Origin of the sequence: Micromonospora chalcea (assembly GCF_002926165.1) — a bacterium.
GTDB classification, from domain to species: domain Bacteria; phylum Actinomycetota; class Actinomycetes; order Mycobacteriales; family Micromonosporaceae; genus Micromonospora; species Micromonospora chalcea.
The window spans coordinates 33,203-46,150 of record NZ_MAGP01000176.1; the positions used below are offsets into that span (position 1 = coordinate 33,203).

At 69.4% G+C, this 12,948-nt stretch carries 13 protein-coding genes; 3 read left to right on the forward strand and 10 right to left on the reverse strand.

Annotation, left to right across the window (positions count from 1 at the left end):
- Window positions 1-602 precede the first annotated feature (602 nt).
- The 6 genes from BAW75_RS30565 to BAW75_RS30600 all read right to left on the reverse strand — a co-directional run bounded on the left by BAW75_RS30565 (window position 603) and on the right by BAW75_RS30600 (window position 7,123).
- The gene (locus BAW75_RS30565; protein ID WP_104115834.1) at window positions 603-1,754 is read right to left on the reverse strand and encodes a hypothetical protein; all 1,152 of its coding nucleotides are present in this window, start codon (window positions 1,752-1,754) and stop codon (window positions 603-605) included.
- A gap of 6 nt (window positions 1,755-1,760) precedes the next feature.
- On the reverse strand, window positions 1,761-2,072 hold the full coding sequence (locus BAW75_RS30570) for a hypothetical protein (protein WP_104115835.1): 312 nt from the start codon (window positions 2,070-2,072) through the stop codon (window positions 1,761-1,763).
- Window positions 2,073-2,604: 532 nt separating this feature from the next.
- Window positions 2,605-4,038: an alpha/beta hydrolase gene (locus tag BAW75_RS30580; protein WP_167435646.1), complete on the reverse strand. Its 1,434-nt coding sequence runs from the start codon at window positions 4,036-4,038 to the stop codon at window positions 2,605-2,607.
- Between the two features lie 340 nt (window positions 4,039-4,378).
- On the reverse strand, window positions 4,379-5,611 hold the full coding sequence (locus tag BAW75_RS30585) for a hypothetical protein (protein WP_104115838.1): 1,233 nt from the start codon (window positions 5,609-5,611) through the stop codon (window positions 4,379-4,381).
- Window positions 5,598-6,131, reverse strand: coding sequence for a SigE family RNA polymerase sigma factor (locus BAW75_RS30590; RefSeq protein ID WP_104115888.1), 534 nt, complete (start codon window positions 6,129-6,131; stop codon window positions 5,598-5,600). Before BAW75_RS30590 ends, BAW75_RS30585 begins: the two co-directional genes overlap by 14 nt.
- A gap of 695 nt (window positions 6,132-6,826) precedes the next feature.
- The gene (locus BAW75_RS30600; RefSeq protein WP_043326983.1) at window positions 6,827-7,123 is read right to left on the reverse strand and encodes a helix-turn-helix domain-containing protein; all 297 of its coding nucleotides are present in this window, start codon (window positions 7,121-7,123) and stop codon (window positions 6,827-6,829) included.
- Between the two features lie 698 nt (window positions 7,124-7,821).
- On the opposite strand from BAW75_RS30600, the gene BAW75_RS30605 reads away from it, so the two are divergent.
- On the forward strand, window positions 7,822-8,313 hold the full coding sequence (locus BAW75_RS30605) for a DinB family protein (RefSeq protein ID WP_208635354.1): 492 nt from the start codon (window positions 7,822-7,824) through the stop codon (window positions 8,311-8,313).
- A gap of 17 nt (window positions 8,314-8,330) precedes the next feature.
- Here BAW75_RS30605 and BAW75_RS30610 read toward each other — a convergent pair whose 3' ends face one another.
- Together BAW75_RS30610 and BAW75_RS30615 are read right to left on the reverse strand one after the other, a co-directional pair.
- Complete coding sequence (locus BAW75_RS30610; RefSeq protein ID WP_104115839.1) at window positions 8,331-8,900, reverse strand: nucleotidyltransferase family protein; 570 nt, start codon at window positions 8,898-8,900, stop codon at window positions 8,331-8,333.
- Window positions 8,901-8,914: 14 nt separating this feature from the next.
- On the reverse strand, window positions 8,915-9,535 hold the full coding sequence (locus BAW75_RS30615) for a TetR/AcrR family transcriptional regulator (protein WP_104115840.1): 621 nt from the start codon (window positions 9,533-9,535) through the stop codon (window positions 8,915-8,917).
- A gap of 111 nt (window positions 9,536-9,646) precedes the next feature.
- Between BAW75_RS30615 and BAW75_RS30620 the strand changes: the two genes are divergently transcribed.
- Window positions 9,647-10,333, forward strand: a complete 687-nt coding sequence (locus BAW75_RS30620) for an SDR family NAD(P)-dependent oxidoreductase (RefSeq protein ID WP_104115841.1) — start codon at window positions 9,647-9,649, stop codon at window positions 10,331-10,333.
- Window positions 10,334-10,361: 28 nt separating this feature from the next.
- On the forward strand, window positions 10,362-11,015 hold the full coding sequence (locus BAW75_RS30625) for an NADPH-dependent F420 reductase (protein ID WP_104115842.1): 654 nt from the start codon (window positions 10,362-10,364) through the stop codon (window positions 11,013-11,015).
- A gap of 9 nt (window positions 11,016-11,024) precedes the next feature.
- Here BAW75_RS30625 and BAW75_RS30630 read toward each other — a convergent pair whose 3' ends face one another.
- A complete protein-coding gene (locus BAW75_RS30630) occupies window positions 11,025-11,222 on the reverse strand; it encodes a hypothetical protein (protein ID WP_104115843.1) in 198 nt (65 codons plus the stop codon).
- 195 nt (window positions 11,223-11,417) lie between these two features.
- Window positions 11,418-12,803, reverse strand: coding sequence for a glycoside hydrolase family 6 protein (locus BAW75_RS30635; protein WP_104115844.1), 1,386 nt, complete (start codon window positions 12,801-12,803; stop codon window positions 11,418-11,420).
- Window positions 12,804-12,948: the final 145 nt, after the last annotated feature.

The window sequence follows — 12,948 nt, forward strand, 5'->3', positions numbered from 1 at the left end:
CGCTGCTGGCCCACGCTCTCACGGCACCGTAGACTGACGCGGCGCGGCAGCTTCGCCGGATTCCGGCAAGGACGCGTCGAACCGAACGAACCGCGGCCTGAGCAGGACTTGCGCCCGTTCGGCTGATCTTCGGCAAGCGAGCACAGCAACGCGCACGTGCGACCTACTAACGTGAGAACAGAATAGGAACCCGCAGGTAGTCAGCCTTCGGGCACAGATAGAGCGTCGTCTTAGGAAACCGATGCTCTATCCCCTGAGCTACGAGGGCGCGAGGGCACAGTCTAGCGACCTGGGGTTCACCTGGGGTGGCAGGGAGTGGCCCCCGTTCACCCATGTTCCCCGGACCGCCGTTCTCCCAGCCCAGGAGCACACCTGAGCACACGAACCCCGGTTTGCGGCCGGCGGTCGGCCATGGTGACCCTCGTTGGCACCGGTCCACCCCGGTCGGCATCCGCTGGAGGAGTCTCCAGGTGACTCTGGTTGATCTTGGCGGGCAGGATGAAGTGGCCGGCGTCGACTGTCTGGGGCGTCACGCTGGCACGCCGCACCGGCCCTCCACGATCCTCGCCACACCTTGGCGACGGTTAGCGGGGAACCATGCGTCAGGTGTCGAGGCCTGCGAGGTTGAGGCGTTCGAGCAAACTGGGCTTGCGGGCATGCGCCGCCCGGAGCTCGGCCAGCCGGCGCTGGAACGACGAACTGTCCCCGTCGCGTTCGCCGAGTTCGCGCAGGTCGATGAGGAGTTGCACGGCGGTGTCGTACTCGCGGGGTTTCTTCGTGGCGATGAGCTCGTCGACTCGCTGCCAGGCGGCGGGTTGGTCGACTGCGAGGGTGTCGAGGTGCCGTTGCCGGGCTGCTGCGGCGGACCGTTCGCGGCGGATCCGGTCGCGTTCGCGTTGCTCAGCGTCCCGTCGTTCCCGTTCGGCGCGCAACCCCGCGGCGGTGGAGAGCAGCTCCCCGGCGGTACGGGCGGCTGCCGGGGTGGGCGTATCAGTGCGGTGTGCGTCGCGGTAGCGGCGCAGCAGTCGGTTGCGCAGGTGGCTGTCGCCGCCGGTGATCAGGTCGGTCAGGATGGCGTCCTTGTCCCGAGCGGGCAGCCCGATGACCCAGGTGCGTAGTTGCGCGGCGGTCGGTTCGCCGTAGGTGGCCGGCGCCGGTCCGGCCGCCGCGGCCGCGATCAGGTCGGGGTCGATGCGTAGGAACTCGGCGACGGCGGTGAGGGACGCGTCGAGGGCCCCCAGCCGGGCGGGGACGGGCGGTTCGGGCTCGTCGTCGGCGATCTCGGCGGACTGTACGCAGCGCAGCCAGGCCAGGTAGAGCAGGCGCAGGTCGCCGGCGGCGAGGCGGGCCCGGACCGGGATGACGGAGGCGAGGAGGCCGTGGCCGTCGAGGTCCCACTCGTCGGTGCCGTCCTCGTCCTCGTCGTGCAGGTCGATGATGACGTGCTTGCCGGCGGTCCACGCGGATGCGCTGTCCCCTTGGCAGTACTGGGAGACGGTGGCGGGGTCGAGCACGTGTTTCGGTAGCCGCAGCATGAGCTGGCGGGTGCCCCAGTTCGTCAGGTACAGGTGCGCGTCGAAGTACCGCTCCATCAGCGTGCGCGGGTCGCCCTTGAAGTCGCCCCACTCGTAGGTGTTGACGAAGCTGGTGGCGGTGATGTCGGCCCGGGTCGACAGCGACCGAAGCTCGGCCCGCTCCCGGCCGGTGAGGGGCCGGTCGACGGCGGTGAACTCGTAGTACTGGTACTCGCTCACCGTGGCCTACCGTCCGGCCCAGTGCCGGTAGGCGTCGATCCACGCGGCGCCGTCCGGCGCGGGGGTGAGCAACGGCAGGTCGAGGAGATCGATCCTCTGCCGGTGGCGACCTCGGGCGCAGACCGCGACGATGTTGTCCGCCGCCAGCTCGGCCTTCCGTACGGTGGCCTCGACGCCGAGGACGGTGGTGGTGAACGGCACCGCCAGATGCTCCTCGATCATGGTGAACAGGCCGACGCGCTCGTCCTCGTGACCGTCCGTGTCGACGGTGGATTCGTCGATCATCGCCTCCAGCGCGGCGTTGTCCTTCGATGCCATCGGCGGAGGATAGCGGACCGGTGCCGGGATGTTCGACGCCCCACTGGGATGGTGCCTTTCCCGAACTCGCCGCGATCCGCAGCAACGCGACGTAGCGGTGGACCCTTTCACGAACCGCCCCGTTCACCTGCCCCCGCAAATCGAACATCAAGTAACCGCGTATCGAACGCCCAGCGTGCCGCAAATCGAAAGCGGACGTCCTCGCAGATCGAAATTCGCGTTGATCCCGTCCGGGAAGGACCATGTCAGGGCAGACAAGAAGAACGCTGTTCAGCTTCCTGAACCGACGCCGGCGGAGGTGAAGTTCGCTCAGCAGTTGGTCGAGCGGGGCAAGGCCGACGGCACAGGTTCTCCGGCTACATCCACCGTGGCGCGGGCGCAAAGTGCGCTGGGCACGGCGACCTCCAGGTCGCCGTGCCCGCGGGTCTGCGCGCCGTGGAACAGATCCACCACCTGGCCGGCCGTGACGTACCAAGGAACTGCGGAGGCGTCGGCCAAAACAGCGCGGATGTCAAGCCCTCACGCGTCGGCATCAGGAGGGCGCACGACCACCAGCCTGAAGCGGACGAGGGCCGGGCAAGAGAGTCGTCTGCTCGTCGAGGGACGGGCGGTCGCCCTCGCCCACCCGCGCCGAACCATCCGTCGGAACCTCGGGGATCGGCGTTCCCTCGCACTCCGCTCCCCGTTTCGGCAGCTTTCCGTTCAGCAGGTAGTCGTCGATGGCGGCGTCGACGCAGGCGTTGGTGCCGTGGACGACGTGGTACCCATCGCGGGGAACGCTGAGGAGCCGGTGCCCGAGCAGATCCGCCATCGCCCGACCGCCCTCGTACGGCGTCTGCGGGTCGAACTCCTCCTGCACGACCAGCCCTGTCGGGTAGCCGCTGCGGCGCAGCTTCACCAGCGGCTCGACCCGCTCCACCGAGCCGAAGGTGCACTCACGCGGAGAAACCGCCGAAGCACCCCAGCCGTAGGGGAAGTGCTCGGAGAAGTAGCGCATGTCCGCGTAGTACACCTTGAGGTCGGCGGGCCATTCGGCCTCGCAGTTGACTGCCTCCCAGACGCCATTGCTGGTCGGCGGCGGGTCGGCCTGGATCTCTTGCTGAAGAGCCAACGCCCGGCCCAGGTCACCCGGCACGTCCGAGGGTGTCTCGACCTGCTGACGCAGCCGGCTCGCCGTCGCTGCGAAGAAGTCCCAGTACGCCACCTCGTTGGTGGCCCCGATGAGGCCGTCGAACTCGGTGCCGTCGTACACGAAGTCACCCTGGTCGATCGGGCGTTGCTCCAGCTTGGCCCGGGTCCGTTCGATCGTGGCGCGCACCTGCGACCGGGTGGTTCCCAGCCCGTAGATTCCGTTGCGCTCGGCCACCCACGTCATCCAGGCGTCGGCGGTCCTACGTTGGGCGATTGCCTGTTGCTTCCACGCCTCCCGCCATATCCATTGCGGGTGGATCGCGGAGTCCAGGACGTTGCGGTTCAGTCGCTTCGGAAAAAGCGTGCCGTAGACGGCCGTCACGTACGTGCCGTAGGACTTCCCCATCAGGTTCAGCTGACGCTCACCCAGGACCGCGCGGACGATGTCGAGATCTCTGGCGTTGTTGGCGGTGGTGAAGTAGGGACGCCGGGCACCGTCCGCGCGTTCGCATTGCTGATCACGCCTGCGGAACTCCTCGGTGTACGCCCGCATCTGCGCGTCGGTGAAGCGCGTCCTGCCGGACAACTGCACGCTCGTGCCCTCGCACAGCAGAGGCTGTGACTGCCCGACACCGCGCGGGTTGTACCCGATGATGTCGTACCGCGTTGACAGCGCCTCGTACGCCGGGTCCTCCGGCGCGTAGATTCCCTGCCCGCCCGGCCCGCCGGGGACCTCGACCAGTACGCCGAGCCGGTTCGGCTGATCGCTCGCCAGGCGCCGGGAGAGCTCGACGGTCTCCCGGGGGCCGTCCGGTCGCCGGTAGTCCAACGGCACCCGCACAGTCGTGCATTCCACCGCCGGGGACGCGCTCCCGGCAGGGGGAAGCGCGGACGCCGAAGCATCCGGTGACCGCCTCGGTGGCACCGGCGGGCGGGGGCAGGGTCCCCACGCAGGACGCTGCGCGTAGAACTCCGCCAGTCCGACCGGCACCGCGTCGGACTTCGGCGCGGTGTTCGCCTCGGCGACAGGCACCACCTGTACGCACAGAGCCGCTGTTGCCGTGGCAATCAGACCGGCCTTTGCTCTGCGTCTCATCCCAAGCCTTCATTCTTCGCGACAGGAGCCGCTGAAGCGGCCCTGCGGAACAGCACCGTCGTGGTTGCGGTGCCGGCCGTCATGGCCGCAGGGCGGTCGCGGCCGGAGTCCAGGTCGACTCGTCCTCGACGTCGGCGACCGTGATCCCCTTGGCGATCTTCTCCAGCTCGACCCGCGGCAGCGTGTTACCGGCACTATCGGGGCTGACCTCGACTACGACTGCGCCGTCGGCGCTCCGGAACTGGCACCAGATGTCGACCTGCGGGCCGTTCCACCCGGGCCGGTCGGGTACGTCGTAGCACTTCGTCACACCGGGCTCCGGCGTCTGGTTCGCGCTGCTGCTCGGGATGACCGAGATGTGGAACCCGTCTTTGATGCCACCCTCGCTCGCCTCGTACGGTGCGGTCAGCCCGGTGGTGGGCGCGGCGGACCTGGTGTACGTCGCGCCGCCGTAGTCGCCGCCGCGGGCCGCGGCGATGCCGCCGAGGCCCGCCGTGGCGTGGGTGCCGATCTGCAACGGCACGTAACCGTCCGGCAGGTAGCCCACCGTGAAGGGCACCAGGGCCGGCGTCGGCCTGCTGGGCTTCAGGCCTTCGACCAGGCCGCCCAGCTCCTCGAAGCTCGGCGTTGCCTTGTCGCCGGAGTACGACGTGACAGCCGCCCAGGCGTTGTCGGCGTACTCCCAGGCGAAGAGCTTGTTGCCGCCATCCACCGGGCGCTGCGGGTCAAGGCCGACCGGCAGCGTCGCCTGCACGGCCCTGCGCCCGGCCACGGTGACGTTCGCGCCGTCCTTGATCCCGGCCGGGTCGAAGGCACCGGGCCGGTAGACGGTCAGGTACGCCAAGAGGGCCGGCTTCCCGTTTTCCTTGTTCCGCAAGAACGCGTCGCCCTGCTCCTCCACCTCCTGGCGGGTCATGGGCTTGTCGTTCGAGGTGTGACCGTCGGAGTAGACGGGAGCGATCTGGTACGCGGTGGACGCGACGATCGGGTCCTGCACATGCAGCGTGCCGGCGTCGTACCCGGTGAAGGTGAAGGTGAACGACGCGGCGTCGGGCCACTCGGCCCCGGCCGGCTCGGACGCCGCCGCACCGGCCGCGAACGGCGCGGCCGGGGGGCTCTGCTGCGCACCCAGGGCCGGTACCACGAACGCACCGGCGACCACGGCCACGACGAGGCCCGCCGCGCCGGCTGACGCGAATCCGGCCCGACGGCGGCGCTGCGCCCGCCGCCCTGCCGTGATGATGTCGTCGACGGTGCGGGACATCGGCGGCTCATCGCCCGTTACCGCGTCCACGAGATCATGCAACCGCATGGGTCCACTCCTTTATCGATGGTCCGTTGAGATCGGTACGGTCGCCGCCGAGTGACTCGCGCAGCTTCGCCAGGCCACGGGACACCTGACTCTTGGCCGTGCCCACCGTGCAGTTCAGGACGCTGGCGGTGTCCTCCAGGCTCAGATCCAGGTAGTGCCGGAGCACGACCGCGGCTCGCTGCCGGGGTGGCACCGAGTCGAGCGCCGCCCGCAGGCGCATCCGCTCGTCGCTCGCACCGGCGGGGTCGCGCAGCGCGACGTCCGGCATGGCGTCACCGGCCGACCGCTCGCGCCGCCACGGCCGACGGGTCTCGTCGACCGCGGCCCGGTAGACCATGGTCTTGACGTAGAGATCGGGCCGGTCCAGCTTCCGCCAGCGGGGATAGAGCTTGACCAGAGCATTGGCCACGGCGTCCTCCGCCGCGTGCCAGTCGCCGCAGGTCACGTACGCCAGCTTGCGCAGTGACGCCATTTCTGACGTCACGAACTCGCGGAATGCTTGCTCGTCTTCGGCTATCAAGTGCGCTGCCTCCTCGTGACGGAGGTAGAACGGAACCGCCCACCCGGAAAGTTGCACCGCTCGAAGAAGTTGGCGGATCGACAGGATGATCGAGCGGGTTCTACGGTCGCGCCGACGCGCTCTGAAGAGAGCGTCGTCGCGGTCGAGCAGGTGGTGGTACCGGGCACTCCGAGGACCGAGAGGGCGTGGTCTGCTGATCTTCAGCACCGGGCGCGAGGTGCCGGTTCGGGGTCCGGCCGACAGCGCTGGTTCAGTGGCTCCGAACGCGACATCAATACCTGCGTGGCGAGTAGCTTGCGTATGTGGGTGACGGCGACTGTCCCCACCCGGTCGTAGGGCAACTCCAATCGCAGCCCCTGGTCTGCGTTGCGAAGGTCTGCCGTGATCTCGTCTGGACGGAACAGCCGTTGAGTCCTCCGCGCTGGTTGGTGCTGAGGGAAGCCATGCCGGAGATGCAGGCGCCGCCGGCCAGGATCAGCCTCGCAGGACCGGAGTCACTGAGCTTGCTTCCCTGCGGAGGCGCGCCCGGATCCACGCCGTGCTCGGCCACCGGCGGCCGACAGCCGCTCGACCGCCGGCTACGAACAGCAACATCCCGGCCGATGGCCGGGATACGAAGAGTCGCGCAAGCAGGAGTACGTGCTACCAGGACCGAGCCGGGAAGCGGGCCGGCCAGTCTGCCGCCGTGGCCCGCGCTACTGCTTCTCGTTCTGCCGCAGGGCTTCCTCGAGCTGGTCTTCCAGGATGATGATCCGACAGGCGGCTTCCAGCGCCGTGCCCTGATCCACCATCTCGCGGGCCCGGGCGGCCAGGCGCAACTGGTAGCGGGAGTAGCGGCGGTGCCCGCCGGCAGAGCGGTGCGGGTTGATCAGTTTCGCCTCGTCCAGGCGGCGCAGGAAGTCCTGCGTGGTGCCGAGCATCTCTGCGGCCTGACCGATGGTGTAGGCCGGAGTGTTCTCGTCGCCGAACATGTCATCGGGGTTTCGCCCCATGTCACCTCCACATCGAGGGCCCCGGCGCATAAGCGCCGGGGCCCAGGGTTAACGGGTCAGAACACCATCTACCGACAGGAAAGTCGGCTTGTCGTATCCGCACCAGCCATCGAAGGCTTCGGGTGCGAGGATCGCATATGCGTGACCGGAGACCACCTCTCGTTCGATGGAAACTGCGGTGTCCGCCGAGCCTGGAATGACGGCTGCTGGCGGGCGATCCAACGGTGTACGGCCCTCCCTTTCCTCTGCTACTTCTCACCCTTGCGGTCGTACGGTCCGCCGGCGCCGGAGCCCACGCGACTTCATGGCCCCGACACGTGCGGCGAACATCAGCTGGAGCCCTGAGCAAGCCTTGGCCCCACCTGCGTGCCCCATCGTGCGTCACACGTTGAGGCTGACGTGCTCCTACTGCCGTTCCAGGCGGAACGAATTCCGCTTCTCACCGTCCGTCGTGACCTCACGGCCGGGCGGCCCCGTCTGCGTCTTGACGGATCTTCTCTCTCGACTCGAAGAAGATTATTCCACGCTGCAGAGGATGTCTAGTCGTTCCGACCCAGATTTTCTGGTCGACCGCCGTCAGGGTCAGCGGTGTGTCCCAGCAGGCACGTGCGGGCCGCGCCGGCGGCTGAGCCCACCGCGCACCTCATCGGAGATCACAACCCGCCGGAAGTGTCGGCGTCGGTCGCTAGCCTGCCGGCGTGACGAAGATCGATGCAGAGAAGGCCGCGCTGTGCGACTTCCTCGGATATCAGCGAGCCAGCGTCCGAGCCATCCTGGCTGATCTGGACCCGACCGCGCTGCGGACGTCTGTCCTGCCCTCCGGATGGTCGCCGCTCGGCCTGGTGGAGCACCTCGGTCACGCGGAGCGCCACTGGTTCCAGGAGGTCTTTCGCGGTTCGGTGGAGCCACTGCCCTGGCCGGACGAGAACACACCGCTGCGCACGTCTCGATCGCCGGACCAGGTCTTCGACTTCTATCGCGACCAGTGCCGGATCTCCGACGCGATCATCGCCGCGGCGCCGTTGACGGCGGAACCAATCGGCCGGCACCCGGAGGAGCCGCTGGCGTCGCAGACCATTGACCTGCGTCGGATTGTTCTGCACGTCATCGAGGAGACCGCCCGACATGCCGGCCACCTGGATGTCGTGCGCGAACTCATCGACGGGCGAACCGGGCTGGGCCCGCGCTGAGCCGGGCGAGCACCGGCTCAGGTCACGACGCGGACGCCGGGCCAGCGTTCGGCGGGGCGGTGACGGGCCAGTCGTTGCCGGGAGACCTCCGGGCTGACCCTGGTCGGGTTGCGTCGCCACACGCCGTCGAGCAGGTCGTCGAGGCCGTGCGGCGCACACACCGCGATCTCGTCGTACGTGTCGAGGCGTACAGCCACGGCGGTGGCGTACTCGGGCCAGGTGGCGACCGCGTCGGCGATGGTGCGCAGCGGTGTCACCGGGCCACCGCCGAACTTGGCGGGATACCAGGTGTGCACGGCGGCCTGGTTCTTCGCCTCCCACGGCGGATCCGACCATCCCGCCACCAGTCGCCGGGTGGCCCGGTCGTCGTTGTCGCGGCTCAGGTCCGCCGGGTCGAGGAAGACCACGTCGACGTCGCGCACGGACGAGGGGTCGAATCCGTGGCCGTACCGCTCGCCCCAAACGAGGTCGCGGATGACGCCCGCGCCGATCCAGGCGTCCGGGAGGCCGCAGTCCCGAACGACGCCCAGCGCCCGGATCAGCCAGGGGCTGCGCCGCACCAGGTCCCGCAGTTCGTCCTCCCGCATCGGTTCTCCTGAGATCAGGTGGGGGTCGCCGGGCCGGGTACGAGGTTGAGCACCCGCATCGCGACGTCGACCGAGGCCTGGAGGTCTTCGCGGCTCGCGCCGGCTGCGGCGTGCACGGCGTGGCCCTCGCTGAGCGCCATCACGAACCGGGCGAGTGCCCGGCTGTCGACGCCTTCCGGGAGGTCGCCTTCCTTCGCCGCGCGGGACAGCCGTTCCTCCAGAGCGGTCTCGGTGGCGGCCCGGCCGGCGGCCAGCATCTCGGAGATGCGGGTGTTCTCCGGGGAACAGGAGAGCCCTCCCTGGATGGAGAGGCAGCCGGCGGGGTGGTCGTCGGCGGTGAGCGCGTCGGCGCTGGCGCGCAGGAAGCTCTCCACGGCGGCGTACGCGGTGGGTTGCTCTAGTGCGGCGCGGGCGTTGGCCAGGTTGGTCTCGTGGTAGCGGGCGAAGGCACGCCGGAACAGCTCCTCCTTGCTGCCGAAGGTGGCGTACAGGCTCGGCCGGTTGATGCCCATGGCGCTGGTGAGGGAGCTGAGCGACGCGCCTTCGTAACCGTGTCGCCAGAAGACCTCGGCGGCCCGGTCGAGGACCGTCTGCTCGTCGAAGGCTCGCGGCCGTCCCGGTGTCGAAGTGCCCATGCACCTACTCTACCGCTCGGTACAGAAGTGACGCAGCGCACCAACCGATCGGTACAGAACCTTGCTACGGTGACGTCACAACCGATCAGTACAAAAGACCGAGGGAGACGCATGACCGTCACGTTGATCACCGGCGCGAACAAGGGCATCGGTTTCGCGACCGCCGGGCAGCTTCTGGACCTGGGGCACATCGTCTACGTCGGGGTGCGCGACAAGCGCAAGGGCGAGGAGGCGGCGGCGACGCTCGGCGCGCGGTTCCTGCACCTGGACGTGACCGACGACGCCTCGGTGACCGAGGCCCTGTCGACCATCGACGCGGCCCACGGCCGGCTCGACGTCCTGGTCAACAACGCGGGCGTCGCCGAGGAAGGCCCCGTCGACGGACCCACCGCGCTGCGCGTGTTCGACACCAACGTGGTCGGGATCATCCGGGTCACCGAGGCGGCACTGCCCCTGCTGCGCAGATCCGCCAATCCCACGGTGGTCACGGTGTCGAGCAGCGCGGGCTCCTTCTGGGCGACGAACAACCCGGACCGGCCGGAGTTCGATCTCGGGTTCCCGCTCTACTCGGCGTCCAAGGCGGCCGCCACCATGATCACCGTCAAGTACGCCCGGTCCCAGCCGGACATCAAGTTCAACGCGGTCGAGCCGGGCTTCACCGCCACCGACATGACCGCCGCGCTCGGCGGTGGCAGGTCACCGGCCGAGAGCGCCCGGATCGTCGTACGTCTGGCGACGCTGCCCACGGACGGCCCGACCGGGACGCTCCAGGACGAGTTCGGGCACCTGAACTGGTAGCCGCAGCCGACAGCCGGGAGGGGAACCCATGACAACCATCGGCATCATCGGCGCGGGCGAGGTCGGCAGCCAGATCGCACGGGCGGCGATCGCGGCCGGGTACTCGGTCGTCATCGCCAACTCGCGCGGGCCCGAGACGTTGGCGGGCCTCGTCACCGAGCTGGGTCCGTCGGCGCGGGCGGCGTACGCCAGGGAGGCCGCGGCGGCGGGCGACTTCGCCGTCGTCGCCGTACCTCTGAAGGTCGTCAACGACATGCCGGCCGAGGAACTCGCGGGCAAGATCGTCCTGGACACGAACAACTACATGGTCTGGCGTGACGGGAACATCCCGGTCCTCGACTCGGGCGAGAAGACGGTCCACGAGCTACGCCAGGAACAGCTTCCCGCGTCGAAGGTCGCCAAGGCGTTCACCCACATCCAGGCGCCCCGCCTGCTCACCTCCGCCCGGCCCGCGGGCGCCCCTGACCGGCTGGCGCTCTCCGTCTCCAGCAACTTCCCGGAGGCGGTTGCTCTGGTGACGCGGCTGTACGACCAGTTCGGTTTCGACACCGTGGACAACAGCCCGCTGAGCGAATCCTGGCGCACCGGCCCGGGTCAGCCCGCGTGGATCCGGCACGCGCACCAGAACCGCGAGGAGCTGGCCCTCAACCTGAGGAGAGCGCGGCGACTCGCGCAGCCGTGACTCTCGGCGTCAGCGCCGCGTGCGCTCACCGGCCCGCTCGCGGGCGGGCTCCTCCGCGGCGAACGGGCTGCGCAGGCGGGTCATGGAGGCGGCGCTGATGTCCGCGGCCGGACTGCGCTCCTCGTCGGTGGCCTTGCCCCCCTCGATGCTGAAGGGGTTCAGGGCGAACGTCTTGTCGGGCACGTCGTGCTCCAAGGGAATCTGCACGGCAGCACTCGACTCAGTCGTCGCGGCTGGGAAACCGTGGGAAGGGCAGGGGGTCGGCGATCAGCCGTCGACATCCCGCATCGACAGCCTAACCCCCGTCGGCCGCCTGGGCGAGCCACGTCGACCAGGAGCACGCGGACGGGCCCGGCGCGGAGGAACGTACCTCCGTGCCGGGCCCGCAGGCGTCGTGCGGGGTCAGGCGGCGCAGGTGGCCGTCGAGCCCTGACCGGTGCCGGTGCCCTGGAAGCCGAAGTTGGTCGTCTGCCCGGCGCCGACCTGTCCGTTGTAGCCCACGTTCGTGAACCGGACGGTGCCGCTGGTGCCGCTGGCCTGGGCGTTCCAGGTGCCGGTGATCGCCGCGCCGCTGGGCAGCGCGACGGTCACGGTCCAGCCGTTGATGCTCGCCGAACCGGCGGTGACGTTCACGCTCGCGGTGAAGCCGCCGTTCCACTGGTTGATCGCGACCGACGCGGAGCAGCCGTTACCGCCCGGCGGCGGCGTGGTCGGGGGCGCCGTGGTCGGCGGCGCGGTCGTCGGCGGCGCGGTGGTGGGCGGAGCAGTGGTCGGCGGGTTGGTCGTCGGCGGCGCGGTGGTGGGCGGGTTGGGCGCGCCGTTGGCCAGGCTGAAGGCCAGGTCCGGCTGGAACGAACCGGCCGTGTAGCGGCAGCCGTCCGCCTCACCCGGCGGCTTCACCCAGAGGTACGCATCAATGTTGGCGTCGCCGGTGTTCGTCGTGGGGTACTGCCCGATGCGCCGGTCGGTGTTGTCGTCGGCGCACCAGTCCCCGGCCGCTCCGCCGTTGCGGCTGGTGTCGATGACCTGCCGCTTGCCGGAGATGCCCATGCCGTTGAGGGCGGAGATGACGGCCCGGCCGAAGTTCGCCTCGCTGGACGTGGGGTTGAAGTTCGACACGTTGGTGAAGAAGCCGTCGGCGTACTGCACGCCGGCCGCGCGGAGCCGGTTGGCCGTGTCGTTGGCGCTGTTCCAGGTGGAGTGGCCGCCGTCGAGGTACACCTTGGCGTTGGGGTTGCCCGACTTGATGGTCTGGGTCGCCGTGGTGAGCGCCTGGTTGCGGGCGTTCAGCTCGCTGGTGCTCAGGCAGGTCTGCAGGGCCAGCGAGTCGGTCTCCAGGATGATCAGGACCGTCTGGTTGCCGAGCCCGCGGGCGAAGTTGGACACCCAGGTCTGGTACTGGTTGAGGTCCGGCGCGCCACCGGCGCTGGCGCCGCCGCAGTCGCGGTTGGTGATCTCGTACACCGACAGCACCGGGATCTGCTGTGCCGCGTTGGCGGCGCCGATGAAGCTGGAGACCTCGGACTGGATGGTCGACGGGTTGAAGTTGGCGTACCAGCGGGCCTGCGGCTGGCTGGCGATCTTGTCGCGGATGACGGCGGCGCGGGAGTCGCCCGGGTTGGCGGCGACCCAGCGGACGACTGCCGAGGACGGGTCGCGGTAGAGCGATCCGGACACGGTGCCGGCGGACGCGCCGCCGACGGCGAGGCCGACGCCGGCGGCGGCGAGACCCGCTACGGCCGCCACGCTGATGGCCGCTGACCTGCGGCGGGCGGAGAGGATAGCCACGACGTGTTTCCTCCTGATCACATCGACGTATCTAAGTTCGTGGGAGCGTTCCCACGACGGTAACGGAGGCGGACGTCGATGCCAAGATGTGAACGTCGGTCACTGACCCGTAATCTTGCGACGGTCGACGAAGCGGCGGGGAGGA